At 68.8% G+C, this 26067-nt stretch carries 21 protein-coding genes; 14 read left to right on the top strand and 7 right to left on the bottom strand.

All coding sequences use genetic code 11. The features are described 5' to 3' along the window. The first annotated feature begins 122 nt into the window (after positions 1 to 122). From QM720_RS13095 to QM720_RS13070, 6 genes are all read left to right on the top strand, one after another. Positions 123 to 1244 (top strand): hypothetical protein, encoded by a 1122-nt coding sequence (locus QM720_RS13095; protein WP_415127206.1) that lies wholly within the window; start codon positions 123 to 125, stop codon positions 1242 to 1244. A 146-nt stretch (positions 1245 to 1390) separates the two neighbouring features. After that, the gene (locus QM720_RS13090; RefSeq protein WP_415127204.1) at positions 1391 to 1603 is read left to right on the top strand and encodes a hypothetical protein; all 213 of its coding nucleotides are present in this window, start codon (positions 1391 to 1393) and stop codon (positions 1601 to 1603) included. 10 nt (positions 1604 to 1613) lie between these two features. Then, positions 1614 to 2633: a hypothetical protein gene (locus QM720_RS13085; protein WP_415127202.1), complete on the top strand. Its 1020-nt coding sequence runs from the start codon at positions 1614 to 1616 to the stop codon at positions 2631 to 2633. 223 nt (positions 2634 to 2856) lie between these two features. Then, positions 2857 to 3648, top strand: coding sequence for a tetratricopeptide repeat protein (locus QM720_RS13080; protein WP_415127200.1), 792 nt, complete (start codon positions 2857 to 2859; stop codon positions 3646 to 3648). A 22-nt stretch (positions 3649 to 3670) separates the two neighbouring features. Then, complete coding sequence (locus tag QM720_RS13075; protein ID WP_415127198.1) at positions 3671 to 4369, top strand: hypothetical protein; 699 nt, start codon at positions 3671 to 3673, stop codon at positions 4367 to 4369. Further along, positions 4366 to 4920, top strand: coding sequence for a hypothetical protein (locus QM720_RS13070; protein ID WP_415127196.1), 555 nt, complete (start codon positions 4366 to 4368; stop codon positions 4918 to 4920). The genes QM720_RS13075 and QM720_RS13070 overlap by 4 nt, the downstream gene beginning before the upstream one ends. A 160-nt stretch (positions 4921 to 5080) precedes the next feature. On the opposite strand, the gene QM720_RS13065 is transcribed toward QM720_RS13070, so the two are convergent. Then, a complete protein-coding gene (locus QM720_RS13065) occupies positions 5081 to 6445 on the bottom strand; it encodes an IS1380 family transposase (RefSeq protein ID WP_415124034.1) in 1365 nt (454 codons plus the stop codon). A gap of 183 nt (positions 6446 to 6628) precedes the next feature. Between QM720_RS13065 and QM720_RS13060 the strand changes: the two genes are divergently transcribed. The 3 genes from QM720_RS13060 to QM720_RS13050 all read left to right on the top strand — a co-directional run bounded on the left by QM720_RS13060 (position 6629) and on the right by QM720_RS13050 (position 9491). Next, positions 6629 to 7975 (top strand): hypothetical protein, encoded by a 1347-nt coding sequence (locus QM720_RS13060; protein ID WP_415127194.1) that lies wholly within the window; start codon positions 6629 to 6631, stop codon positions 7973 to 7975. A 655-nt stretch (positions 7976 to 8630) separates the two neighbouring features. After that, complete coding sequence (locus tag QM720_RS13055) at positions 8631 to 8954, top strand: hypothetical protein (RefSeq protein ID WP_415127192.1); 324 nt, start codon at positions 8631 to 8633, stop codon at positions 8952 to 8954. Positions 8955 to 9044: 90 nt separating this feature from the next. Continuing rightward, positions 9045 to 9491 (top strand): hypothetical protein, encoded by a 447-nt coding sequence (locus QM720_RS13050; RefSeq protein WP_415127190.1) that lies wholly within the window; start codon positions 9045 to 9047, stop codon positions 9489 to 9491. A gap of 228 nt (positions 9492 to 9719) precedes the next feature. Here the strand turns inward: QM720_RS13050 and QM720_RS13045 are convergent, their stop codons facing one another. Then, positions 9720 to 10799 carry an AI-2E family transporter gene (locus QM720_RS13045; protein WP_415127188.1) on the bottom strand — a complete coding sequence of 360 codons (1080 nt, stop codon included), beginning with the start codon at positions 10797 to 10799 and terminating at the stop codon, positions 9720 to 9722. A gap of 167 nt (positions 10800 to 10966) precedes the next feature. On the opposite strand from QM720_RS13045, the gene QM720_RS13040 reads away from it, so the two are divergent. Continuing rightward, complete coding sequence (locus tag QM720_RS13040) at positions 10967 to 12772, top strand: glycosyl transferase (RefSeq protein WP_415127186.1); 1806 nt, start codon at positions 10967 to 10969, stop codon at positions 12770 to 12772. Next, positions 12772 to 13692: a tetratricopeptide repeat protein gene (locus tag QM720_RS13035; RefSeq protein WP_415127184.1), complete on the top strand. Its 921-nt coding sequence runs from the start codon at positions 12772 to 12774 to the stop codon at positions 13690 to 13692. Before QM720_RS13040 ends, QM720_RS13035 begins: the two co-directional genes overlap by 1 nt. A gap of 195 nt (positions 13693 to 13887) precedes the next feature. Here the strand turns inward: QM720_RS13035 and glgB are convergent, their stop codons facing one another. From glgB to glgX, 3 genes are all read right to left on the bottom strand, one after another. Beyond that, the gene (glgB, locus tag QM720_RS13030; RefSeq protein WP_415127182.1) at positions 13888 to 16029 is read right to left on the bottom strand and encodes a 1,4-alpha-glucan branching protein GlgB; all 2142 of its coding nucleotides are present in this window, start codon (positions 16027 to 16029) and stop codon (positions 13888 to 13890) included. Further along, on the bottom strand, positions 16026 to 17993 hold the full coding sequence (locus QM720_RS13025) for a maltotransferase domain-containing protein (protein WP_415127938.1): 1968 nt from the start codon (positions 17991 to 17993) through the stop codon (positions 16026 to 16028). The genes glgB and QM720_RS13025 overlap by 4 nt, the downstream gene beginning before the upstream one ends. Before the next feature lie 188 nt (positions 17994 to 18181). After that, on the bottom strand, positions 18182 to 20269 hold the full coding sequence (gene glgX / locus QM720_RS13020) for a glycogen debranching protein GlgX (protein ID WP_415127180.1): 2088 nt from the start codon (positions 20267 to 20269) through the stop codon (positions 18182 to 18184). A gap of 56 nt (positions 20270 to 20325) precedes the next feature. Between glgX and QM720_RS13015 the strand changes: the two genes are divergently transcribed. The 3 genes from QM720_RS13015 to ligA are packed head-to-tail and all read left to right on the top strand — an operon-like array spanning position 20326 to position 25040. Then, the gene (locus tag QM720_RS13015; RefSeq protein WP_415127178.1) at positions 20326 to 21507 is read left to right on the top strand and encodes a cysteine desulfurase family protein; all 1182 of its coding nucleotides are present in this window, start codon (positions 20326 to 20328) and stop codon (positions 21505 to 21507) included. A gap of 9 nt (positions 21508 to 21516) precedes the next feature. After that, the gene (mnmA, locus tag QM720_RS13010) at positions 21517 to 22611 is read left to right on the top strand and encodes a tRNA 2-thiouridine(34) synthase MnmA (RefSeq protein ID WP_415127176.1); all 1095 of its coding nucleotides are present in this window, start codon (positions 21517 to 21519) and stop codon (positions 22609 to 22611) included. A gap of 56 nt (positions 22612 to 22667) precedes the next feature. Continuing rightward, positions 22668 to 25040, top strand: a complete 2373-nt coding sequence (gene ligA / locus QM720_RS13005; RefSeq protein WP_415127174.1) for an NAD-dependent DNA ligase LigA — start codon at positions 22668 to 22670, stop codon at positions 25038 to 25040. 93 nt (positions 25041 to 25133) lie between these two features. Here the strand turns inward: ligA and QM720_RS13000 are convergent, their stop codons facing one another. Further along, on the bottom strand, positions 25134 to 25628 hold the full coding sequence (locus QM720_RS13000; RefSeq protein ID WP_415127172.1) for an AAA family ATPase: 495 nt from the start codon (positions 25626 to 25628) through the stop codon (positions 25134 to 25136). Positions 25629 to 25678: 50 nt separating this feature from the next. Further along, positions 25679 to 26062 (bottom strand): hypothetical protein, encoded by a 384-nt coding sequence (locus tag QM720_RS12995; RefSeq protein ID WP_415127170.1) that lies wholly within the window; start codon positions 26060 to 26062, stop codon positions 25679 to 25681. Positions 26063 to 26067: the final 5 nt, after the last annotated feature.

The raw sequence follows: 26067 nt of genomic DNA, 5'->3' as shown, positions 1-26067 counted from the left end.
CTGTCGGTAGGGAGCGCGAGATGGGTGAGTGGTGGGACTGGACTGATGATGAGGTCGAGGAGTTGCGGAGGTGGGGGGTTCCAGAGGACCTCGTGCCCTACTCGTGTTGGTACCCGCACTACATGCTCGACGGCGCGTTGCCGCCGAAGCTGGAACTTCCTCCCGAGTGGGCGGGGCTGGAGCCGACCTGGGAGCAGGTACGTCAGGCTGCGGAGCTCGGGATGGGCATCTACATCCCCTACGGGGTCTGGTTCGACTACGCGCGACTCGGGGATGCAGGCCTTGCCCGGTTGAGCAGCCTGGATTGCCGCGCGGTGATGGACGAGCACGACAACGTCGAGCTGGTCGCACACATGACCAGCGCAATGTTGCTGACTGTGGCCTCCACCCAGCACGAGGTTGACCTGTCTCATCTGACGAACTTGAGGGAGGCGGGTGTGTGCGGTCCGGCGATGGTTTCGGCTGGGCGTGCGCCGCAGTTGGAGAGCTTCTCCGTCATGTCTATGCCGGGAGGGCGCCGGTTCGCGTTGCGGGAGCCGTTGGTGGTGTCTCCGACGGTGACGGAACTGGTCCTCGAGCTGTCGAGAATCGATCTGCGGGTTCTGGAACAGGTGCCCGCGCTTGAGTACCTTGCGTTGGACGGTGCGGCAGAACTTGACCTGTCGTACCTTGCGGGGTTGTCGGAACTGACCAAGCTGAGGATCTTCCGCACCCGCAGGGTGCGTGGCGTGGAGGCGTTGCGTGCGTGTCCCCGGTTGGAGTGGTTGGAGTTCAACTATGTGGCCGAGATCGATGACCTCAATGCGCTTCTGACCGTGCCCGTGGAGGTCTTCAGCGGAAGTGGTAAAGCGTTTACCCCGGAGTTCGCGGAAGCCGCGGCGTCCAAACCCCGCTGGTACGCGAAAGCGCCGCCCCAGCCGAAGCAGAGCCCGTTCGAGATTCGTGCGGGCGAAGAGGTCGTGGAGGTCGCGTTCACTGCCTTCGACTGGCTGGCCGGACAGCTCGGCGACGAGGACGCGGAGGTGTATTCCGGCGACATTGAGGACGTCATCTCCGCATACCTCGGGAAGACTCACCCGGAGTGGGTGTCGACCCGGCTGGTCCAATTCGATTCCGAGGCTGAACAGGTCGTGCTGATCACCCCCAACACCGAGGTCGCACAGAACGTGAGGGCCGCACTGGACAAGCTGTTCCTCAACAAACGGCAACTCCGCCGCGCCTTCGCAGACCACGCCACCCCGTAACCGAGCGACGCGGGCATGAGCAAGACGAGGAGACCTGTGCACGGACGGGTCGTCGTGACCCGTGACGCGACCGGCACGAGACCTGGTGGAGCGGGCGAATCGGGAGAAAGCGTTTCGGTGGCGTCGATGGGAAGCTCACGGAGGTCATGAACGGAAACGATGTGCTGGCCGCCGTGTCGTACACGGGCCAGCAGGAGCTCGCGTCAGTGGCGTACCTGGGCGGGTCGCAACTGGCGGCGGTGGTCCGCGACGGTGCCGGACGGCTCGTGGAGCAGCAGTGGACCTTCCCATCTGCGACGGGCATCACCGACAGGGCGACCCGGTCGCAGTCTGGGCGCATCGCCGTCCACGGCGGATGATGCGACAGTCGTGATCGGGCGGGATGCCTCGGGTCGGGTGGTGTCGCGGACGGTGACGCAGCCGGGATCCGCGGCGGTGCAGACGCGGTTTCTGCATGCGGGGTCGTCGGATCTGGCGTGGGCGCAGAGCACGGGTGGGACGGTGTCGCGGTCGGTGGTGTTGCCCGGTGGGGTGACGGTGGCGTTGGGCGGGTCGGGGAACACGTTCTCGTACCCGTCGTTGCAGGGGCATGCGCTGGTCACCGGCGACGGGGCGGCCACATCGATCACGGGGGTGTTGTTGTTCGACCCGTTTGGGCAGCCGCTGGATGCGGCGACGCGGGCGATTGGTACGGTCGCGGCGGATGATCAGGTGGCAGGCGACAGGTCGGGGTGGCATCAGGGTGCGTTGAAGGTCGCAGACACGGCCGGGGCGACGCTGGTCGTGGAGACGGGCGCCCGCGTGTATGTGCCGGTGTTGGGCAGGTTCACCAGCGTGGACCCCGTCGAAGGCGGCGTCGACAACGACTACGTCTGGCCCACCGACCCCATCGGGAAAAACGACCTCACCGGGCGCTGCCTCATCTGGTGCGACGCAAGTGGCGGCGTCGACTGGGGCGCGGTCGCGGACGATGCGGCGTTCGTACTCGGGATAGCTGGCATGTTTGGTTGTGCCGTCTGCCTGGGAGCGTCGCTTGCCATTACCGGCGTGCGTACGATCCAGAAGGCGATCGCGGGCGATGTTCAGGGGGCGCTAATGGGCGTACTCGATATCGCTTCGGCCGGTGCGGGCCGGCTCGTGACACGAACGATCACTGCATCGGGGAATGCGTTCAGGGAGGGGATCAAGTTCCGGAACCTCCCTGGCATAACCAAAGCCGAGAAGAAGGCAGCCCGAAGTGAATTTAGTAGCCAACACGCGGCAAGCTGGGGGCTGCGTATCGGCGGCGCTCAGCACGTCGCAGTTGCGGCGACGTTGTACACTGCCGCCTCGACGATCACCTACGGTGGTACGCGAGTGGCGAACTTGTTGGGCTGGAGGGCAGTCTAGTGAAGACCCGACTTTGCAGATTCTTCTCGTCTAGTTCTGGGCTGGCTTGCATCGTCTGCGTGCTCCTGGGCGGCATCCAACCGTTCGAGTGGTGGCAGCGGCTGCTGACGATCGCGATCTTTACCCCTGTTGCAGTGATCGCGACAAGTCGCTTCTACGGAGTACGTCAGCTCTGGGACTGGGGTTGCTCAAGACCGAAGGACGAGGAGTGAAGGAGGCTCCGGTGAGTGCGCGGCACGGCGAACGGGACGACCAAACGTCGGAAACTGCCTCGGCGGCTGATGACCTTGCCGATCGCGCCTACATCGAGTACGAGAACGGTGACCTGGTGGCAGCGCAGGTTCTGTTGGAGCAGGCTGTGGCGCTCGCGGATGCGGGAGTCTGGATTTGGCTCAACCTGGGGCTTGTGCGCGGGGAGCAGGATGATTGGCAGGGCGCGATTGCGGCGTACAGTGCGGTCGTCGACCGTGATCCCGAGGCGCTGGCGTGGCGCGGGCTGGCATACGAGGAGGCAGGTGATCCGGTCGCGGCGCGGCGTGACTATGAGGCGGCGTTGCCGTTGTTCCCCGACCACGTGAGCCTGCTGGTCAATCTCGGCATGCTAGATCTGGAGGAGGGGCGCGTCGCGGAGGCGGAGAAGCGCCTTTCTCACGCAGCCCGGTTGAACCCGGCGAGCGGTTGGCAACTCAGCGATGTCTATGTAGCGCAGGCTCGCGTGGAGGACGCGAAGCGAGTCTTGCGACGCGCGGTCGAGGCAGGAGAGTTGCGAGCGTACTTCGACGTGGTGATCCTGGACTTGCTGCTTGAGGATCTCATGACTGCCCGGCGGGATCTGGAAGCGGCGTCTGAAGCGGGTCTGGATTGGGATAGCCAGGATCGTCGTACGATTCTGGAGGGGCTCGAGGGGGATCCGTCTCTGCGGGCCGACCTTCTCGCCGACCTCAATGCAAAACGAGTTCTGCCAACGCTCGTGAAATTCGTCAAGACGGCGTATCGCGACCGGCATCCGGCGTGATGTTCGGAGCAGTGTGAGGTGCGTGTCGATGTCGACTCTTTGTCAGGGTGCGTTGAAGGTCGCCGACACGGCGGGGGTGACGCTGATCGTGGAGATGGGTACCCGCGCGTATGTGCCGGCCCTGGGCAGGTTCACCAGCGTGGACCCGGTCGAAGGCGGCGTCGACAACGACTACGTCTGGCCCACCGACCCCATCGGGAAAAACGACCTCACCGGGATGGCAGAAGAATGGCGTGGATGGCTTGAAGGGCTCACAGTTGTTGCTGGGATCGCCGGCGCTATCGCTTGTGCAGCAACCGTGGTGTGCGGGGTCGTCGGCGCAGCAGCGATCGGCGTCGCCGCAGGCGCCGCCGCGTATCTCGCCCGCGACGGGTGGTCAGACAGGTTCAGCGTTGGAGGGCTGGCACTGAGCGCAGAACTCGGAGCAGTCGGCGGCGGCGGCATCACTACCGGGATCCGGGCCGCTGCATCGCGCGTCATTGCAAGGGCAGCGCCACTAGGTAGCGCTGTTACCAAGTTTGACCCATTTCACCGAATCGGCGCGTGGGTTCAGCCACGCATTCTTACCCAGGGAGCCGTCCGTCCCGTAGTGGCGCTGCGGACAAATACCGTGGGCTTGAGTGTGACGGTGCGCGCTACTGTGAATGGATATGCAGGGACTCAGAACTGGGTCGTCGGGCGCGGTTACCTGGTCCATTCTCTGTTTGAGCGGGCACGATGATCGATCCCGTTGATGCTCGCGCGTTCGACCGCATGATCTCCTCGCTTGACATAGTCGGCGGTATAAGTTTTGACCCTTTGAAGGTGCTCGATCTGCGTACGCTGACTCTGGCTGACTTGAGATTCGGCTACTTTCTAGGTCTGCTTTCCTCTGACTGGATCGTACGTATAGAAACAATGCGTGGTGTTGCAGGGTATCGACAGTCAACGACCCAGCGTTCGCTTTCATACCTTCTGCCCGATGAATATTCGGACGTGGATAGGTTGATCCTCGAGGGTCTCGACGTCAAGGTGCTTGTTGGGTCACCTGCCCGTCAGAGATGGCTGCTGGTCGTGCTCAGAATGCTGCATGAACGATGGTCCCGCGGTGCGGGGGATCCCCAGTACGAAGCGGTCGAGTTTCTGGACGCGTGGGGAACGGATGGTGATGAGGTGTGGTGGCAGATCAGGCCGACGGGAATCGATGCATTCGTCTTCGGAATGGGCGCCAGGAACCGCATGTTGAACAGGCTTCGCGACTACCTCGATGAACGTCGCAAGTCGGCAAGATGAAGCGCTTGGCCGCTCTGAGCCCTGATCCACCGTGTCGGTTTTGACGGGGTGGGACTCTGGTGTTGGTTCAGTGGTGGCCTTTGTGGGCGTGCGGGTGCTGCCAGCTGGTGCTCTGGCTCTTCCACTTCGGCTCCGGTCGCGCCCGTCATGGGCTGGGTGGTCAGGGCGTTGCCGTGCGTGGCGGGTCGGTCGCGGTCGCCCAGAGCAGCGCCCATGCTGGCGCCCAGGGCCAGTGCGTGGGCAGGTGCATCACGAGCCGCCGCCCTGTCGAGGCGAGTCTTGCGGGGGTGCTGATGATGGTGCGCTGTAGCGTCGCCATGCGTGCTCTGCCGAGGCCGGCGGCAGTGGCTGCGGCGCGAGAGAGGTTGTGAGCGATGACTGCGAGCTGGAGCCAGGCGTGGTTCGCGGTGAACTTCCCGGAGGGCAGATGAGCGAGTGGGCCGCTCTTGAGCTCGGCGATGACCTGCTCGATGATCGCGTGACCGCGGTGGAGCTTGTCCGCCTCGATCTGGTCGAGGTCGCTGTTGGTGATGAACGCGTGATACCGCCAGGTGTCGAACAGCGTCTCCTGCCCCTGCGCGGCGTTGACGTTCAGGCGCTTGACGCGGCGCACGATCAGCCGGCAGGCGATGTGCTCGTCTTTGGGTCGGGACACGAACGCGGTGAACGGAGCCTCGGCGACCTCGGCGTCGCTGATCCATTCGCCGGTGTCCTCGTCGCGGACCGCGTTCGTGTATTTGATCTTCGTCCATGCGTCTTCGCGGATGCCCGCGATCGCGGCCTGCACGGTGCGCCATTGCGGGATCGTGAACGAGTACCACGCCCCGCCTCGGGCCGCGGCGGTCACGTTCTCGTGGGTGCAGAACGCCGAGTCCGCCCGGGTCAGAACCCGCCGCCGCGGCATTGTCTCCCTCACCGTCGTCAGCGCGCGGGCGAGGTGGTGGGCGGCGTTGTCGCCGGAGCGGACGTTCCCGCGCCGCAGCGACGCCTCCGCGACCAGCGGGGCCGCGTCTTGCCCTGTGATCGTCACGACCAGTGCGTTCAGCCCGCGGACCCCGGAGTATCCGAACGCGGCGGCCTGCTTCTGGTAACCGTGGACCTCACGGATCGTGTCGTCCATGTCCACCAACACCAGCCCGCCCTCCGTCCCTGACAACGCGGGAACCTCGCCCAACAGGCGACGCAACAGAACCCGGTTAACCTTCCCGAACTGCAGGACGTGACCATGGGTGAACGAGCGCAGGAACGTGCCGATCGTCGACGGCGCCCGCACCTGCCCGAGCACCCGGGCCGTCGCCCCAGAGCGCAGCACGCCAAGATCGTCGATGCTGTCCGCCCCGGCGAGCATCCCGCCGAGGATCGTGCGGACCTTGATCGCCACGCTCGCCGCCGGAAGCGTCGAGGACGCTTCGACCAGCTCGGTCAGGCCCGCTTTCTCGGCCAGCTCCAGCACCGGTACCAGGCCCGCGTGCGACACGAGGTTCCGGTCATCGAACACCGGAGCGATACCGTGAGATGCTTTCACTTACGAGATGTCCTTCCGGACTGCGGAACATTGATCTAGACAATCAACATTTTCCCAGACCAGAAGGACATTTCACTTCACGCCACGCGGTCCACAACCCAACCACCACGGTGGATCAGGGCTGAGACCACGCGGATAGCCTGGCGCGCGATGGCATCCATCCGATTGAGCTCGAAGTGTGGAGTGGACACCGCCGCCGGTGCGTCGGGCAACCGGACCGGGATGGTCGACGTGTTCACTCCGGCGGGGTCGTCGACCTCGGTGACGACGTCGACGTCGTATTGCTACGACTGGGCGGACCGGTTGACGTCGTCGACGGTGACGAACCCGGTGGCGGTGACGAACCCGGTGGCGGGGGCGAACACGGTCGCGGACGGGTTGAGTGCGGCGGAGATCGGTTACGACGCGCGGGGGAACCTGACCCGGCTGGGCGACATGGTGTTCGTCTACGACTCGGCGAATCGTCATGTGGGCACCACGTACGGGGTGGGCACGCCGTCCACGGCGGATGATGCGACGGTGGTGATCGGGCGGGATGTGTCGGGTCGGGTGGTGTCGCGGACGGTGACGCAGCCGGGATCCGCGGCGGTGCAGACCCGGTTTCTGCATGCGGGGTCGTCGGATCTGGCGTGGGCGCAGAGCACGGGTGGGACGGTGTCGCGGTCGGTGGTGTTGCCCGGTGGGGTGACGGTGGCGTTGGGCGGGTCGGGGAACACGTTCTCGTACCCGTCGTTGCAGGGGCATGCGCTGGTCACCGGCGACGGGGCGGCCACATCGATCACGGGGGTGTTGTTGTTCGACCCGTTTGGGCAGCCGCTGGATGCGGCGACGCGGGCGATTGGTACGGTCGCGGCGGATGATCAGGTGGCAGGCGACAGGTCGGGGTGGCATCAGGGTGCGTTGAAGGTCGCAGACACGGCCGGGGCGACGCTGGTCGTGGAGATGGGCGCCCGCGTGTATGTGCCGGTGTTGGGCAGGTTCACCAGCGTGGACCCCGTCGAAGGCGGCGTCGACAACGACTACGTCTGGCCCACCGACCCCATCGGGAAAAACGACCTCACGGGACGAGACGAGCTTGATTGGGCGCTCATCGACGAGATCGCCGATGTTACTGCGGGCGTGCTCGCCGTTGCGGGGCTCTTTGGCTGTGCCCTGTGCGCTGGTGTCAGTATTGGAATCACTGTTGTGCGGGCCACAGTTCGGCTCGCCAATAACGACGTGGATGGTGCGCTCGGAGCTGCGGCGCCGCTACTGATCGGAGGTGGGGTGGGAGCTCTCGGCAGAGTTGCCGCGAGGGTGATATCGGCCGTTGGCGTTACGAAGGCAGCAAACGCTCTCAGTGGACTGCGGGTTCCGCCTGCAGTGCGCGCTGCTGCAAGGACGGCTATCCAGAACACCTATACTGCCGTGGCCAACACTGTGCAAAGAATGACCAATCGCTTCGCAACCGTGTACAGCTGGGCAGATAGCGCGCTATTCGTCGGTTACACCATGACTGTGCGCGTCGACCGTTGGCGGTCGGCGAAGTGAGGTTCTTGCGTTGGCTTTTGGTGCGACCGTACCCGTACGTTGCACTTGGCGTCCCTGTCTACGTCCTGGCGATGGGGTACGGATGGGAGAGGGTGGCGCTCACATTCGTCGTGAGCGTTGGGATCTTCATCTCTGCGGGCTGGGTCAACTTCCGACGAGGCAGAACTGTGGATGTATCCGGTTCGCGCACCGCTGGGCCTTTAGCCCGTAACGATCGAAGATCCCCTCGGCGTCCTCGCGACCGCCTCGTGCTATCGCGCCCGATTGTCGACGGCGGGCCGCCGCTTGCCGAATTCGACGGCCGCATTCCCACCCCCGAAGAGATGGCCCAGATCGCCGGTGACGGGCTGGGGCTGGCTTTGCGGCGAATCCCGCGAGAACACCGCGACCTCGCATTTCTCAACAGTCTGCCGGAACTACGCGCCCTGTGGATTCACGGCCGGGTCGATCCGGCGAGGATCGCGACGCTGACCAGTCTCACTCAACTCTCGCTCCTGTCCACTGGAGCCGGAGATGTGGATCTGTCAGCGTTGAAAAATCTCCGCTTCTACGAGGGGCCCTTCACGGCCGGGAATCGGTCCTCACCTTGCCGCGCCTACGGGAAGTCTGTTTCGACCCGGCCACGGACGGGAGACTGGGCCGCATCCCTCCCACCGTGGAGTCCGTCATCCTTTTCGGCGCGACCGAACTCGAGTCTCTCACCGCCTTTGAAGGTGCCGCCAGCTTGCGTGAACTGTCGATCGATGGCCCGCGTACATTGGATCTGACGGCGGTTGCGCACATCAAGAGATTGCGCGTTCTGCGATTGGACGGCATCCGCGAACTCAGAGGCACCGCGGCACTTGCGACGGCGACCGGGCTACGCGAGCTGACGTTGTCAGCGGTGACGTCGATCGACTCGATGGACGCGCTACGCGCGCTCCGCGGTGTCAAGGTCGTCATCGACGGCGATGAACTCATGTCCCCGGGGGCAGCATGACCAGCACCGCACAGTGCAGACACGGCGAACGCTGGACTGCCTCGAGCAGAATGCGATTCTGCGAGCCGAACTTGTCGCCGACATCCGGCCGTGGTGGTGGGCGTGCCCGTGCCGTCTGAAGACTCGATCGGGCGCGTCAATGGAGACCTGCGAGGGATCGGGCGGTTGCTGACGTTCGGGGAGGAGGCGTACTCCGGGCTGTGGAACAGGTCGGCGGGCACAGACTCATGGCTCAATCTCGGCATGCGAATGATCTACGTCTACCGCTCGGCTGATGCGGCATCCGTCTGCGCCGATACCCGGGCCTCTGCTGCGAGTTGTGGTGGGTCACGGTGTGTCTGGCGCGGTGGCGGGATGGTGAAGCCGGGCGGGTCGGGGAACACGTTCGCGTACCCGTCGTTGCAGGGGCATGCGCTGGTCACTGGCAATGGCGCGGGGACGTCGATCATGGGGGTGTTCTCGATCGCGGGGCAGTGGATGGACGCGCAACTGTTGCCGCGGGACGGCATCGCGAGCCTGTCCGGGCTCTCTGGTTGAGTCAGGTGGGGCCGGGGATGGTAGTGGAGGGGTGGCGTGCCTGATGGCGCCGTCGCCGGAGGCGGCCGCGGCGATCACCGCGGAGTTCTTCCGCGAGCGTTCCACCCCTGTGTGCAAGGTCCGCGGTTCCGTGTTCAGTCGCGGCGATCTGTGGGTGTCGGCATCCATCACGCGCAGATTGCCGCGACCGAAGTGGGTGGTGCGGCGCGCGCCGCCGGTGCGCAGTCGTCAGAGCTCGTTCTGGCGGGGGATGATCACTTGGCGGTAGATGATGAGGATGCTCGCCGCCACCGGGATCGCGATGAGCGCGCCGAGCAGGCCCAGGAGCGAGCCGCCGGCGAGGGCGGCGATGACGACGACGGCACCCGGCACCGAGACGGCGCGGTTCATGATGCGGGGAGAGAGCAGGTACGCCTCGATCTGCATGTAGACCACGTACCAGATGAGCGCCACGAGGGCGGTCAGCAGCGACCCCAGACCGGGGGTGAGGCACACCAGCACGATGATGGCCGAACCGGTGAGGGTGCCCACGAGCGGGATGAGCGAGAAGAAGAACGCGATGACCGCGAGGACGGCGGGGAAGGGCGCCTTGATGATCGTCAGGAAGATCGCGCTGAGCACGCCGTTGATGACGCCGAGCGTGACCTGGCCCATGACGTAGTAGCCGACGGAAGCGGTGATCTGCTCGGCGAGATCGATGAAGCGCGCCCGCTTCGAGGCCGGCACCAGCTGATACACCGAGGCCTTCAGCGACGGGGTGGAGGCGGTGAAGTAGATCGTCAGGATCAGCACGATGATCGCCCCGGTGAAGCCGCTGACGATCCCGGCGCCGATGCCGAGGATCGCGCCGCCGGCCGCCCCGCCGAGCTGGCCGAGGTCGAGCGATTCGTACCAGTCGGAGATCGCCGTGAAGACCTTGTCGACGTCGAGGGCGGGGAAGGTGCCGTGCAGCCACTCGCTGACGGCATCCACCGGGTTCCAGTCTCCGTCGATCGCACTCTGTACGAGCTTCTGGATCTGCGTGATCAGCTGCGCGATCTGCCCGACGAGCACGGGGATGACGATGAGGATGATGCCGACGAAGACGGCGAGCACGGCGACGAAGGTCACAAGGAGCGCCGCCCACCGCGGCAGCCCGCGGCCCACGAGCCAGCTCACCATCGGGTCGAGCCCGAGTGCGAGGAACAGCGCCGTGCCGACGTAGAGGAGAATCGTCGACAGGCTCTGCACGCTCGTGATGAGCAGGATGCCGACGCCGACGCCGAGCGTCGCGACCAGCGCCGTCCGGAATGGATGCTGGATCTTCACGGTGCTCCCTGTGCTGAGGCGTGTCGGTGTGATGCCAGGATACGCAGGGGCGACCTCGGGGCGGGATACGACGTGCCCTCCCGGGCGACATTCAGGTCGTTTCGCTAGTCTGGGATGTCGAGTGTGTGTACTGCGAGCCCGAATCGCAGTGTGGAGAGGTGTCGTTCGTGCGTTTCGTCTGGGCCGTGGTGGCCTTCGTGCTCGCCGCCGTCATGATCGGCGCTGGTATCGCACAGCGGACCGTCTTTCAGGGTCCGAAGACGCAGAGCGAGTCCCTCTCGGTGACGGGGGATGCGCCGTATGTCCTCATCGACGGTGCCGTGCTGAACCGTCACGACGGCGCGCAGACGCTGCGCGTGCAGGAAGACGGGACGATCTTCGCGGCGTACGGCCGGACGTCCGATCTGAAGGCGTGGCTGACGGCATCCGACTACACCTGGGTCACCACCGGCGACGACGGACTGACGTCGACCGCGGTGGCCGCGGAGAACCCGCCGGTGGCGCAGACCGACGGCACCGGCCAGACCGATGCCACCACCGAGGCGACGCCGCTCAGCCCGATCGGATCCGACCTGTGGCTCGACGAGTTCCAGCAGGACGACGTGCTGATCACCCCGCTCCAGCTGCCCGAGGACATGAGCCTGCTGGTCGCGACAGACGGCGTCGCGCCCGCGCCGCACAACGTGAGCGTCACCTGGCCGACCGGCGCCACGACGCCCTGGGCCGGCCCGCTCATCGTGGGCGGCTGCCTCATGCTGCTGGCCGGGCTGGTGCTCTACTTCCTCGGGGTGCGCCACGCACGCCGCGCGCGCGGCCCGCGCCGCAAGGGGCTGCCGCTGCCGGCGACCGAGCCGATCGACCTGTCCGTCGAGGAAGCGGACAAGGGCGTCATCTCGGCCGCCCCGACGCGGCGGCAGCTTTCGCGGGGACGGCGCGCGGTGGTCGCCGTGCCCGCCGTCGCGGTCTCGGCGCTGCTGTTCGCGGGATGCTCGGCCGATGCCTGGCCGCAGTTGGCCGGCACGTCGACCCCGACGCCGTCGGCGACGGTCATCGTGCCCGACGACCAGGGCAGCCCGGCCGTCACCCAGAGTCAGGCCGAGCGCATCCTCGCGCGTGTGTCGGAGCAGGTCGCCGCGGCCGACGAGGCGAAGGACCCGGCGGCGGCGGCCGTGCGCCTGTCGGGCACCGCGCTCGCCACGCGCGTCACCGACTACAAGCTGCGCGACGTCGCAGATCACACGCCGCTTGCCGCCATCCCCAGCTCGCCGGTGAGCATCATCCTGCCGGAGGCGTTCGACGGCTGGCCGCGCACCTTCTTCGCGGTGGTGGGCACCGGCGCCTCCACCGCGGATGTGATCCTTAGCGTGACGCAGGAGGATCCCTGGTCGCCATACAAGGCCAATGCGATCGCCGAGCTGGCCGGCGGGCCCGCCCTGAACCTCGCGCCGCCGTCCGTCGGCGCCATCGCGATCGACCCCGACTCGCCGTTCCTCGCCCTCGCCCCGAACCAGCTGGCGGGCGCGTACGCCGACATCCTCACCAACGGCGACGACAGCGAGTATGCGAGCCTGTTCGACGCCGACGACGACCCCTTCCGTGCGCTCGTGGCCACGAGCCGGGCCGACCGGCTGGCGGCGTTCAACGAGACCGGCGCCCAGACCGGGCAGATGGCCTTCTCGGCCGCCGCGGGCGACGCAGCGCCGATCTCCCTCGCGACACTCGACTCGGGCGCGATCGTCGTCGTCACCGTCACAGACAGCGACACCGTCACACCGACCGATCCGGATGCCGTCATCAAGGTCGACACCAACCCCATCGTGCAGACGCTGTCGGGAGTGACGCAGTCGGCGACCGGGTTCACGACGACCTTCGCCGACCAGCTGTTCTTCTTCGTTCCCGCGCAGAGCTCGAACAAGCGCATCCAGCTGCTCGGCTTTTCCAGTTCCGTCCTCGACGCGAAGGTGGTCCCGTAGTGACCGACCCGACCTCCGGTGCCGTCCTGCGCGGCGCCGTCGACCTCTCCGCGCTGCGGTCGCGCGCCGCCGCTCCCGCGCCGGCCGAGGCGGCATCCGGCGTCTCGCTCGTGTTTGACGCCACGGACGAGACGTTCGGCCAGGTGCTCGAGCTGTCGCGCAGTGTGCCGGTCGTCGTCGATCTGTGGGCGCAGTGGTGCGGCCCCTGCAAGCAGCTGAGCCCGATCCTCGAGAAGGTCGTCACCGAGCTCGCCGGCCGCGTCGTGCTCGCGAAGGTCGACGTCGATGCGAACCCGCAGCTCGCGCAGGGCTTCCGCGCGCAGTCGATCCCGATGGTCGTCGCTCTGATCGCCGGTCAGCCCGTGCCGCTGTTCACCGGCGCCGTTCCCGAGCAGCAGGTGCGCGACGTGTTCGACCAGCTGCTGCAGCTCGCCGCGCAGCACGGCGTCACGGGCACCGTGCCCGTGGACGGAGCCGACGCCGCCGAGACGGATGCCGAGCCCGCGCTGCCGCCGCACCATCAGGAAGCGTTCGACGCGATCGAGGCGGGCGACTACGCCCGCGCGGTCACGGCGTACGAGGCGGCGCTCGCGGAGAACCCCCGCGACGAGCAGGCGCGTGCCGGCCTCGGCCAGGTGCGGCTGCTGCTGCGCGTGCAGGATCTCGACCCGCAGCAGGCGCGCGATGCCGCGGCGGCGGCTCCCCTCGATGCCGCGGCGCAGTTCGCCGTCGCCGACCTCGACCTCGCCGGCGGGCACGTCGACGACGCCTTCGGGCGCCTGCTCGACCTGTTCGCGGTGTTGCCGGCCGACCAGCGTGGCCCCGTGCGCGAGCGTCTGCTCGAGCTGTTCGCCCTCGTCGGCGACGCCGACCCTCGCGTCGCCCGCGCCCGCACCCGCCTCGCGTCGCTGCTGTTCTAACCGGCATCCCGCCCCGCGCGCCCCCGCCCGCCCCCTCGCGCCCCGCGAGAAACCACATCGCGCGTGAGAAACCACTTCAGCTGTGGTTTCTCACGCAGGATGTGGTTTCTCAGCGAACGGGGCGGGGGGAGCGGCGGCGGGGCGGGGAGCGGCGGGCGGGGCGGTGCGGCGGGCGGGGGGAGCGCGGCGGGCGGGTCAGGCGGCGCGGTGGCCGAGCCAGAGCACGCCGAGCGGCGGGAGCACCAGCGTGGCGCGGCCGCTTTCGTCGGCGTGCACCGTGCCGAAGTTGCCGACGCCCGAGCCGCCGTAGGCGCTGGCATCGGAGTTGAGCAGCTCGGTCCACTCCCCGGATGCCGGCAGGTCGAGCGGATGGTCGTGGATCGGCACGCCGGAGAAGTTGCAGACGACCACGACGGTGTTGCCGTGATGGTCGTGCCGGGCGAACGCGATGACGTTGGGGTTCCAGGTCGGCGCACCGAGCCGGCCGAACGCGCTGCCGTCGCTGTCGCGTGACCACAGCGGCGAGTTGTCGCGATACGTGCGGTTGAGCGCCCCGACGAAGCCGAGCAGTTCGCGGTGCGAGGGCTGGTCGAGCAGCCACCAGTCGAGCTCGCGGCCCTCCGACCACTCCGACAGCTGGCCGAAGTCCTGCCCCATGAACAGCAACTGCTTGCCGGGGTGACCCCACATGTAGGCGAGGAAGGCGCGCATGTTGGCGAGCTTCTGCCAGTGGTCGCCCGGCATCCGCGCGAACAGCGACCCCTTGCCGTGCACCACCTCGTCGTGGCTGATCGGCAGCACGAAGTTCTCGCTGAAGGCGTAGACGAACGAGAACGACAGCTCGCCCTCGTGATGCGAGCGGTACATCGGGTCGCGCTTGATGTACTCGAGCGAGTCGTTCATCCAGCCCATGTTCCACTTCAGGCCGAACCCGAGGCCGCCGGCGCTCGTGGGCGCCGTCACGCCCGGGAAGCTGGTGGACTCCTCGGCGATCATCGCGATGCCCGGGTAGCGCTTGTAGGCGGTCGCATTGACCTCCTGCAGGAAGCGGATGGCTTCGAGGTTCTCGCGGCCGCCGTGGATGTTCGGCTCCCACTCGCCCGCCTCGCGCGAGTAGTCGAGGTAGAGCATCGAGGCGACGGCGTCGACCCGCAGTCCGTCGACGTGGAACTCTTCGAGCCAGTACAGGGCGTTCGCGACGAGGAAGTTGCGCACCTCGTTGCGGCCGTAGTCGAAGATGAGGGTGCCCCAGTCCTTGTGTTCGCCGCGCCGCGGATCGGGGTGCTCGTAGAGCGCGTCGCCGTCGAAGCGGGCCAGCGCGAACGCGTCTTTCGGGAAGTGGCCGGGAACCCAGTCCATGATGACCCCGAACCCGGCCTGGTGCAGCCGGTCGATGAGGTAACGCAGGTCGTCGGGCGTGCCGAAGCGGCTCGTCGGCGCGTAGTACCCCGACACCTGGTAGCCCCAGGAGCCGCCGAAGGGGTGCTCGGCCAGCGGCAGGAACTCGACGTGGGTGTAGCCGGTCTCGGTGAGGTAGTCGATGAGCGGGTCGGCGGCGTCGCGGTAGCCGAGCCCCGGCCGCCACGAGCCGAGGTGCAGTTCGTAGGTCGACATCGGGTGCGTCAGAACGTCGCGCTGCGCGCGGGCGGACATCCAGGCCTCGTCCCCCCACGTGTGGGAGCTCTCGGTGACGACCGAGCCCGTCGCCGGCGGCACCTCCGCCCACTGGGCCATGGGGTCGGCCTTGAAAATCCAGTCCCCGTACCGGGTCAGGATCTCGTACTTGTACGTGACCCCCGCGCCGAGCCCGGGCACGAACAGCTCCCAGACGCCGCTGGAGCCGAGGCTGCGCATCGCCGTGCCCTGGCCGTCCCACGAGTTGAAGTCGCCGACCACGCGCACGGCCTGGGCGTTGGGAGCCCACACGGCGAACGAGACGCCGTCGACGCCGGCGTAGTGCCGCACGTGGGCGCCGAGCACCTGCCAGAGCTGCTCGTGGCGGCCCTCGGCGATGAGATGACGGTCGATCTCGCCGAGCGACGGCAGGTGGCGGTAGGGGTCGTCGGCGCGGTAGTCGGGTGCGCCGTCGTACGACGCGACGAGCTCGTAGGCGCGCGGCTGGTGGGTCGTGCGCCCCTCCCACACGCCCGAGCGCACGTGCGTCAGCGACAGCTCGTCGCCGTCGTCGAACACCGCCGTGACGGTGCGGGCCATGGGGCGCCGCGCCCGGACGACCCAGGTGCCGTCGGCATCCTGATGCGCACCGAGAACGTCGTGCGGCGCGTGGTACGACCCGGTGGCGACCGCGTCGAGGATGTGGTCGGGGATGGTGCTCATCGGGTCTCCTTGACGTGGAGGATGTGGACGGGTTCGACGAAGGCGTCGAGCCGGACGTAGTTGTCTTGGTTCCAGGTCCAGCTCTCGCCCGTGATGAGATCCTCGACCCGGTAGTCCTCGCCGGGAGGGATGCCGAAGACGCTGCTGTCGATGTGCACGGTCGTCTGGCGCATCGAGTGCGGATCGACATTGGCGACGATGATGATCGTGTCGGAGTGACCCGTTTCGGACAGGGATGCCGGCAGATGCTTGACGTAGACGAGGATGGCGTCGTCGTCGCTCCAGTGGATCGTGAGGCCGCGCAGCTGGCGCAGCGCGGGGTGCGCGCGGCGGATCTCGTTGAGACGCGTGAGGTAGGGGGCGATCGTGGCGCCGGAGGCGGCGACGGCATCCCAGTCGCGGAACTTGTACTCGTACTTCTCGTTGTCGATGTTCTCTTCCGACCCCGGCCGGGCGACGTTCTCGATGAGTTCGTAGCCCGCGTACACGCCGTAGGAGGCGCCCGCCGTGGCTGCCAGCGCGGCACGGATCTTGTATGCCGGCCGGCCGCCGTACTGCAGGTACTCGGTGAGGATGTCGGGGGTGTTCACGAACAGGTTCGGTCGCATGAAGTCGGCCGTGTCGTCGGAGATCCAGCCGAAGAAGTCCTCGAGCTCGGCCTTCGTGTTGCGCCACGTGAAGTACGAGTAGCTCTGCTGGAATCCGCCCTGGGCGAGCCCCTGCAGCGGGGCCGGACGGGTGAAGGCCTCGGCGAGGAAGACGACGTCGGGATGCTCCGCGTTCACCGTCGAGATCAGCCACTCCCAGAACTGCAGGGGCTTGGTGTGCGGATTGTCGACGCGGAAGATCTTCACCCCCTGCGCGATCCAGTGCCGCACGATGCGCAGCGCCTCCGCGCGGATGCCCTCGGGATCGTTGTCGAAGTTGATCGGGTAGATGTCCTGATACTTTTTCGGCGGGTTCTCCGCATAGGCGATCGACCCGTCCGGCAGGGTCGTGAACCACTCCGGGTGCTCCGCGACCCACGGGTGGTCGGGCGCCGCCTGCAGCGCGAAGTCGAGGGCGACCTCCAGCCCCTCCTCGGCGGCGGCGCGGACGAACGCGCGGAAGTCGGCGAGCGTGCCGAGGTCGGGGTGCACGGTGTCGTGGCCGCCCGCCGCCGACCCGATCGCCCACGGCGAGCCGGGGTCGCCGGGCTTCGTGGTGAGCGTGTTGTTCGGGCCCTTGCGGTTGATCTCGCCGATGGGATGGATGGGGGGCAGATACAGGACGTCGAATCCCATCGCGGCGACGCCCGGCAGCCGCCCCTTGGCCGTGCGGAAGGTGCCGCTCTTGACGGTGCCGTCCTTGCGGCGCCCTGCCCCTTCGGACCGCGGGAAGAACTCGTACCAGGCGCCGACGCCGGCGCGCGCGCGCTCGACGAGCAGTTCCTGGCGTGGCCCCGGGGTCAGCAGCGACTGCGCCGGCCGCGCGTGGAAGTACGCCGCGATCGCCGGGTCGCGCACGATGTCGAGGGCGCCGGCATCCGGCACGGACTCGTCGCGCAGCGACGCGGCGGCGGCCTTCAGGGCCGCGCGCTCGTCGGCCGGCCGGTCTTTCTCCGCACCGGCGGCGGCCAGCAGGCGGGCGCCCATCTCGCGCATGAGCGGGGCGTCGACGCCGGCGGCGATCTTGAGGTCGGCGGCGTGCTCCCACGTGGCGAAGTCGTCGCCGAACGCCTCGAACCAGAACGTCCACACGCCTTCTTCGAGCGGAGCGACCTGCACCCGCCAGCGGTCGAAGCCGTCGTGCAGGGCGCTGAGGCTGTGCAGCGATTCGGCACCGCTGGGGGAGAGAAGTCGCAGGTGCACGCCGATGATGTCGTGGCCCTCGCGGAAGGCCGTCACCGTGAAGGGCACCGCCTCGCCGGCGAACGCCGACGGCCGGAAGAGGTTCCCGGGCACCGACGGGCGCGACAGCGCCATCGGGATGCGGCCGTTGCGCGTGTCGGGATGGGGCTGCCAGGCGGTGCTCGGCCGCAGGGGGAGCTGGTCGGTGCTGCGGACCGCCGGGGCAGGAGGAACGGGGGAAGGGGTGCGCGTCGTCGGTGCCACGTCTCGAACCTACCGCCGAAGGCGCCCGCGGGGTACCGCAGACGCGCCCGGCATGTGTCTCACTCGACGCGGAAGAGATGCATCGCCGTGCCCGGCAGCGCGATCACGTCGCCCGGGGCGTGCACCGGCTCGTCTTCGGCGGGGCGCTCGGGCACGCTCGACCACAGCGAGACGTAGCGGTGCACGCCGGGGATGACGGGGAGGGTGACGTCGATGGGGCGCTCGGTGCCGTGCACGATGAGCAGGATGCGGTTCGGCGCCTCCTGCTCGGGGGTCGAGGTCGCCACGTACTGCAGCGTGCGGTGCGCCGGGTTGGTCCAGCGCTCGATCGACATCGTCTCGCCGTGCTCGTCGTACCAGTCGATGACCGACGAGCTGGGCACCTCTTCGACCTCGTGAGCGAAGCGACGCGGGCGCAGGGCCGGATTGTCGTGGCGGAGCCGGATGAGACGACGGGCGTGGGCGTGCAGATCCTCCTGCCACTGGGCGTGCTGCCAGCTCAGCCATGTGAGCGCCGAGTCGTGGCAGTACGCGTTGTTGTTGCCGCGCTGCGTGCGCCCGAACTCGTCGCCCGCCGTGATCATCGGGATGCCGGCCGACAGCAGCAGCGTGCCGAGGAGGTTGCGCATCGCCTTGCGCCGCGTGGCGAGGATCTGCTCGTCGGAGGTGGGGCCTTCGGCGCCGTGGTTGAACGACCGGTTGGTGTCGGCGCCGTCGCGGTTCTGCTCGCCGTTGCCCATGTTGTGCTTGACGTCGTACGAGACGAGGTCGCGCAGCGTGAACCCGTCGTGCGACGTGACGAAGTTGACGCTGGCCAGCGGCCCGCGTTCGGCGCTGAAGGTGTTCGACGATCCGGCGAGGCGGGTCGCGAATCCGCCGACGCCCACCGGCGCCGTCGTCGCCCGGCGGGCGTAGTCGATGTCGCTCAGCCAGAAGTTGCGCACGCGGTCGCGATACCGGTCGTTCCACTCCGACCAGCCGTCGCCGAAGTTGCCGGTCTGCCAGCCGCCCATGCCCACGTCCCACGGCTCGGCGATCTTCTTGACGTCGGCCAGCCCGGGGTCGTCGGCGATCGCGCGCAGCAGGGGGTGGTCGGGGCTGTAGGAGTGCTGGGCATCGCGGCCGAGGGTCACGGCGAGGTCGAACCGGAAGCCGTCGATCTGCACCTCGTTCGCCCAGTAGCGCAGCGAGTCGAGGACGAGGCGGGCGGCGGCATCCGTCGCGGTGTTGACGGAGTTGCCGCATCCGGTGACGTCGATGTACGCGCCGTCGTCGTGCTGACGGTAGTACGCGCCGTTGTCGATCCCGCGGAAGCTCGACCGCGGACCGCCAAGACCGAGCTCGGAGGTGTGGTTGTAGACGACGTCGAGATAGACCTCGAGGCCTGCGGCGTGCAGGGAACGCACCATCTCCTTGAACTCGCGCAGCACGGCGTCGGGGCCGGCGGCGACGGCATCCGCCGTCGCGTAGGGCGCGTGCGGGCTGAAGAAGTTCAGGGTGTTGTAGCCCCAGTAGTTGCTGAGCCCCTGGTTCAGCAGGCGCGGCTCGGTCTCGAACGCGTGCACGGGCAGCAGTTCGACGGCCGTGACGCCGAGCCCGCGCAGGTGCGCGATCATCGCCGGGTGCCCCAGGCCCGCGTAGGTTCCGTGCAGCGCGGGCGGGATGTCGGGGTGGCGCTTGGTGAGACCCTTGACGTGCGCCTCGTAGATGACGGTGTGATCCAGCGGAGTGCCGGGCCGGCCGACGCCCTGCCAGTCGAACCCTTCGTCCACGACGACCGAACGCCACTCGCCGAGACGTACGGGCACGAGCCCGCGCGAGTACGGGTCGATCAGCAGGCTCGCGGGGTTGAACGTGTGACCGGGGCCAGACGGGCCGTCGACGCGCAGCGCGTAGCGCGTGCCCGGGCGCAGGTCGGGCGTGTGCACCTGCCACACGCCGCCGCCGACGGGGACGAGCGGCAGCACGGAGGTGATCCAGTCGAGGTCGGTCGCATCGAACAGGACGAGCTCGACGGTCGAGGCGCCCTCGGACCACACGCGCAGGGTGGCTCCGTCGGGGCCGAGTCTGACACCGAGATCGTTCAGATCGGTGTCGAGGAACGTCGGCGAATCCGCCAAAGCGACGGAGGACTGCGGACTGCACATGCGCTCTACAGTAGTTAATGTCGGCCCGTCCGCCGCGCGTAGCCCACGGGAGCGTCATGACGATCTACCTCGATCATGCCGCGTCGACCCCGCTGCGCGCCGTCGCGCGCGACGCGTGGATGGCCGCGTCCGGGGTCGTCGGCAACGCGTCGTCGGTGCACGCCGCCGGCCAGGCGGCGCGCCGGCTGCTGGAGGAGTCGCGCGAGCAGCTCGCCGCTGCGCTGGACTGCGAGCCGATCGAGGTCGTGTTCACCTCGGGCGGCACCGAATCCATCAACCTCGCGCTGAAGGGTCTCTGGTGGGCGCGTCCGGCGGGGACGGATGCGCTCGTGCTGCCCGACGGCGAGCATCACGCGACGCTCGACACGGCGGCCTGGCTGACAACGCAGGGAGCCGACATCCGCGCGGTGGCCCTCGACGGGCTCGGCCGGATCGCGGTCGCCGCCTTCGCCGCGGCCCTTCCGGGAGCGGCCCTCGCGACGGCGCTCGTCGCGGCGAACGAGATCGGGACGGTGCAGGATGCCGCCGGTCTCGCGCGGGCGGCGGCGGAGGCGGGCGTGGCGCTGCACCTCGACGCGGTGGGCGCGGTGGGGCACCTGCCGGTCGCCTTCGCGCGGTGGCGGGGCGCGGCCGTCGGCGCGACGGGGCTCGTCGCGCTGAGTCTGTCGGGGCACAAGTTCGGTGCCCCGGCGGGCACCGGAGCGCTCGTCGTGTCGCGGCACGCCGCGCCGGTCGCGCTCGCCCACGGCGGCGGTCAGCAGCGCGGGCTGCGCTCGGGCACGCCGGATGTCGCGGGGGCGGCCGCGCTGGCGGCGGCGCTCGTCGAGGCGTCGGCGCAGCGCGAGGGCGAGGCTCTCCGGCTGGTGGCGCTGCGAGATCGGGCGATTTCCGGCATCCGGCGTCTGGTGCCTTCGGCGGAACTGCTCGGCGACCCGGCCGACCGGCTGCCCGGGAACGTGCACGTGCTGTTTCCCGGCGCGGCGGGGGAGACGCTGCTGTTCCTCCTGGACCGGGCCGGGATCGCGGTGTCGACGGGGTCGGCCTGTCAGGCGGGGGTGGCCGAACCGTCCCACGTCGTGCTGGCGCTCGGCCGCGACGAGCGCGCCGCGCGGTCGGTGCTGCGCATCACGCTCGGGCGGACGACGACGGACGCCGACATCGACGCGCTGCTCGCCGCGCTCCCCGAGGCCCATGCGCGCGCCGCGGCATCCGGCGCCCGGTCGGCGCACCGCTCGTAGACTGGAGCGATGCGGATCCTGGCGGCGATGAGCGGCGGTGTCGACTCCGCCGTCGCGGCCGCGCGGGCCGTCGAGGCGGGGCACGACGTCGTCGGCGTGCATCTGGCGCTCTCGCGCGCGGGCGGGACGCTGCGCACCGGCAGCCGCGGATGCTGCACGATCGAGGACGCGATGGATGCGCGCCGGGCCGCCGACCGGCTCGGCATCCCGTTCTACGTCTGGGACTTCTCGGAGCGCTTCCGCGACGACGTGATCGACGAGTTCGTCGCCGAGTACCGCGCCGGTCGCACCCCGAATCCGTGCATGCGCTGCAACGAGAGGATCAAGTTCGCCGCACTCCTGGAGCGCGCGCTGGAGCTGGGTTTCGACGCCGTCTGCACGGGCCACTACGCCGCGCTCGTGGACGGGCCGGAAGGGCGAGAGCTGCACCGGGCCTCGGATGCCGCGAAGGACCAGTCGTACGTGCTCGGCGTGCTGACGGCCGCGCAGCTCGCGCACACCTACTTCCCCCTCGGGGCGACGCCGTCGAAGGCGCTGGTGCGGGCAGAGGCCGCCGAGCGGGGGCTGTCGGTCGCACAGAAGCCCGACAGCCACGACATCTGCTTCATCCCCGACGGCGACACGCGCGGGTGGCTCGCCGAGCGCGTGGGTGCGGCATCCGGCGACATCGTCGACCGCTCCGGCGCCGTGCTCGGCACGCACGAGGGGGCGCACGCCTACACCGTCGGGCAGCGCCGCGGGCTGCAGCTGGGCGTTCCCGCACCCGACGGCAAGCCGCGGTTCGTGCTGGAGGTGCGGCCGGTGTCGAACACGGTCGTCGTCGGCCCGAAGGAGGCGCTCGCGACGGCGCGCATCTCGGGCGAGCGGTTCACCTGGGCCGGGCGGGCGCCCGAGCGGGACGAGTTCGCGTGCGACGTGCAGATTCGCGCGCATGCCGATCCGGTGCCGGCCGTCGCGGTCATCGCGGACGGTGTCGTGACGGTCACTCCGCAGGCGCCGTTCGACGGCGTCGCCCCCGGTCAGACGGCCGTGCTCTACGACGGCACGCGCGTGCTCGGGCAGTTCACGATCGACCGGACGGTCAGCGCGGTTCCCGTCGCATGATCCATCGCGCGCGGTGGCCGGTGCGGGTGTCGGTGGCCGGTGCCTAGACTGGCCGGGTGACGGATGCCGACGACTCCCTCCCGCAGATCCTCGATGAGGCACGGGCCGAGTCGGAGCGCCTGACCGGCCTCATCATGGACGCGCGCGACGCGTACTACGGACGCGACGCGGAACTCGTCGACGACGCCACCTACGACGGGTGGATGCGGCGGCTCGAGGCCGTCGAACGCGCCTTTCCCGAGGTGCAGGGCCAGGACTCGCCGACGCTCACGATCGGCGCGGCGGAGAACTCGATGTTCGCCCCCGTCGAGCACGCCGAGCGGATGCTGAGCCTTGACAACGTCTTCAGCACGGACGAACTGCGCGAATGGTGCATCAAGGCGCACGCCGCCGCGGGCCGGACGGTGCGGTGGCTGCTGGAGCTGAAGATCGACGGGCTCGCGATCAACCTGCGCTACGAGCGCGGTGTGCTCGCCTCTGCCGCGACCCGGGGCGACGGGCGGGTCGGCGAGGACGTGACGATCAACGCGGTGCAGGTGCCCGGCATCCCGTCGCGACTGTCCGGCACCGGTCACCCCGAGGTGGTCGAGGTGCGCGGGGAGGTGTATCTGCCTGTCGCCGCCTTCGACGCGCTCAACGCGCTGCAGGCGCGGCTGCGCGAACAGGTCGTCGCAGAGGGGCTTGCGCGCGGGCTCGAGGAGGAGAAGGTCCTCCGCAGCGCCGTCCGACGCTTCCCGGCCTTCGCGAACCCGCGCAACGCGGCCAGTGGCGGGCTGCGTCAGCAGCTCGACAAGAAGAGCGGGCTGGAGCTGGAGGCGGGACGCGCCCGGCTGGAGTCGCTGCGGCTGCTCGTGCACGGCATCGGCGCGTGGCCGGCGCCTCCCGTGGACGCGCAGAGCGAGGTGTACGGGCTGCTCGCCGGGTGGGGGCTGCCGACGAGCCCCTACTTCCGCACGTCGGACGACATCGACGGCGTCATCGCGTTCGTCGACCACTACGGCGCGCACCGGCACGACGTCGAGCACGAGATCGACGGCATCGTCGTCAAGGTCGACGAACTCGACCTGCACGGCGAGCTGGGGGCGACCAGCCGTGCCCCGCGCTGGGCGATCGCGTACAAGTACCCGCCCGAACAGGTCAACACGAAGCTGCTCGACATCGTCGTGTCGGTGGGCCGCACGGGGCGTGCGACGCCGTTCGCGGTCATGGCACCGGCGCGCGTGGCGGGTTCGGTCGTGCGTCAGGCGACGCTGCACAATCAGGAGGTCGTCGTCGCCAAGGGCGTGCTGATCGGCGATACGGTCGTGCTGCGCAAGGCCGGCGACGTCATCCCCGAGGTGCTCGGGCCCGTCGTGGAACTGCGCGACGGGACGGAGCGCGCCTTCGTCATGCCGACGTACTGCCCGGACTGCGGCGCGCCGTTGGGCCCGTCGAAGGAGGGCGACATCGACCTCCGCTGCCCGAACACCCGCGCCTGCCCCGCACAGGTGCGCGGGCGCGTCGAGCACATCGGCTCGCGCGGCGGCCTCGACATCGAGGGACTCGGTGAGGTGTCGGCGGCCGCGTTGACGCAGCCGGTGCGCCCCGAGGTTCCCCCGCTGGTGACCGAGGCCGGGCTGTTCGACCTGACCGCGGAGGATCTCTTCCCGATCGATGTCGTCGTGCGCGACGCCGAGACCGGCCTCGTGCGCCTTCTCGACGACGGGATGCCGGACACCCGCTCGCCGTTCCGGCGCCAGCGCAAGGCTCCGCTGCCGGGGCGGGAGGCGACGGCCTCGCGGCCCGACCCGCATTTCGACCCGGACGGCCCGTTCGACGGCGACGAAGAGTTCATCCTCTCGTCGGCGGCGACGGAGCTGCTCGCCGAGCTCGAGAAGGCCAAGACGAAGGAGCTGTGGCGGTTCCTCGTAGCGCTGAACATCCGGCATGTCGGGCCCGTCGCCGCGCGCGCCTTGGCGCAGTGGTTCGGCTCGATCTCGGCGATCCGCGAGGCGACCCGCGAGGAGCTGGCCGCCGTGGAGAGGGTGGGCGGCATCATCGCCGATTCGCTGCGGGAGTGGTTCGACGTCGACTGGCACCAGGAGATCGTCGCCCGGTGGGAGGCGGCCGGGGCGCAGCTGGTCATCCCCGGCCACCCGGGGCCGGGTGCCGCCGTCGCCGCCGGGGGAGTGCTCGAAGGGCTCACCGTCGTCGCGACCGGCTCGCTCGACGGCTACACGCGCGAGGGCGCCCAGGAGGCGATCATCGCCGCCGGCGGCAAGGCGGCATCCTCGGTGTCGAAGAAGACCGACTTCGTCGCGGCCGGCCCCGGCGCCGGTTCGAAGCTCGCCAAGGCCGAAGAACTCGGCGTGCGGATCATCGACGCCGCGCAGTTCCGCCTCCTCGTCGAGCAGGGGCCCGCCGCGCTCGACGCGCCCTCTCCGGCCTGACCCGCGAGACTGCATCGGTGCACCGAGACTGCCGACGGCATCCGCTGTTTCGGTGCACGGATGCTGTCTCGCGGGCAGTGCTGCGGGCGACGATCAGGGGGTCGCAGATGTCGGCCGAGAGGAGAGCAGCAGCGCCTCGATCTCGTCGGCGAGGTCGTTGACGGGGCGGCGAGCATCGAGCTCGACATCGGCCCCGGCGCGCAGGAGCGGCTCGACCTCGATGACGTGGCGGCGGATCGCATCCTGGTCGCTCTGCGACTTCCCGTACGGATTGCCGGCGCGGGTTCGCACCCGGTCGAGGAGGGTCTCCACGGGCGCGCTCAGCAGGACGACGAACTCGAACCGGTCGTAGAACGTTCCCTGGTTCTCGGCGGTGCCCGAAACGACGATGCGGGTCTCCGCGGACAGCAGCAGCGACATCCGCAGCTCGTCCCATCGACCATCGGGGAGCGTCCAGCCGTCGTAGTCGGTGTCGAGCGTCGTGTGGCCGCGCCGTGACAGTTCGTTGAGCACGGTCGTCTTGCCCGTCCCGGACATGCCCGTGATCAGCACGCGACTGTGCGGGTGATTCAGACGGTGGGCGGCCACCGAGTCAGCCTAGCGGCGGGCGGCGCGGGTGTCCCAGAGCTCGGCCCCGTTCAGTCGGTGAAGTTCGGGCGGATGGTGTCGGCCATCGTGTCGATGTTCGCCGGAGTCACCTTCCACCGTGCGCGGTCGGTGTCTTCGAAGGTCACCTCGTACTGCCCGTTCGTGCGGTCGAACTGCACCAGCAGACCCACGGGTGGTGTTGCGCCGGGCGCGTACCGGCTGGCGAGGAAGGCCAGCGCGTAAGGTTTCACTTGGCGAGGATTCGAGGCCACCGGATCAGTTGAACCGTCCGCAGAGTATGTGTAGCCGTGTGTACCCGCGACCCGCTCGCCGTCGAAATCGATGACGATCGCGAAGGCGTCCCACTCGGCAGGTGCGCCGCGCATGTGATCGATCAGCGAGCGCACCAGATCGACGACGACATTGTGTGACATACGGA

Origin of the sequence: Microbacterium sp. (genome assembly GCF_047602155.1) — a bacterium.
Classification (GTDB): domain Bacteria; phylum Actinomycetota; class Actinomycetes; order Actinomycetales; family Microbacteriaceae; genus Microbacterium.
The sequence above is the reverse complement of the archived record's forward strand: the minus strand, read 5'-3'. Positions and strand labels throughout refer to the sequence as shown.

Coding starts and splice junctions, on each gene's coding strand:
- QM720_RS13070 (WP_415127196.1), top strand. CDS start 4,366: ATGATCGATCCCGTTGATGCTCGCGCGTTCGACCGCATGATCTCCTCG.
- glgB (WP_415127182.1), bottom strand. CDS start 16,029: ATGAGCACCATCCCCGACCACATCCTCGACGCGGTCGCCACCGGGTCG.
- QM720_RS13015 (WP_415127178.1), top strand. CDS start 20,326: ATGACGATCTACCTCGATCATGCCGCGTCGACCCCGCTGCGCGCCGTC.
- QM720_RS13095 (WP_415127206.1), top strand. CDS start 123: ATGCTCGACGGCGCGTTGCCGCCGAAGCTGGAACTTCCTCCCGAGTGG.
- mnmA (WP_415127176.1), top strand. CDS start 21,517: ATGCGGATCCTGGCGGCGATGAGCGGCGGTGTCGACTCCGCCGTCGCG.
- QM720_RS12995 (WP_415127170.1), bottom strand. CDS start 26,062: ATGTCACACAATGTCGTCGTCGATCTGGTGCGCTCGCTGATCGATCAC.
- glgX (WP_415127180.1), bottom strand. CDS start 20,269: ATGTGCAGTCCGCAGTCCTCCGTCGCTTTGGCGGATTCGCCGACGTTC.
- QM720_RS13090 (WP_415127204.1), top strand. CDS start 1,391: ATGAACGGAAACGATGTGCTGGCCGCCGTGTCGTACACGGGCCAGCAG.
- QM720_RS13025 (WP_415127938.1), bottom strand. CDS start 17,993: ATGGCGCTGTCGCGCCCGTCGGTGCCCGGGAACCTCTTCCGGCCGTCG.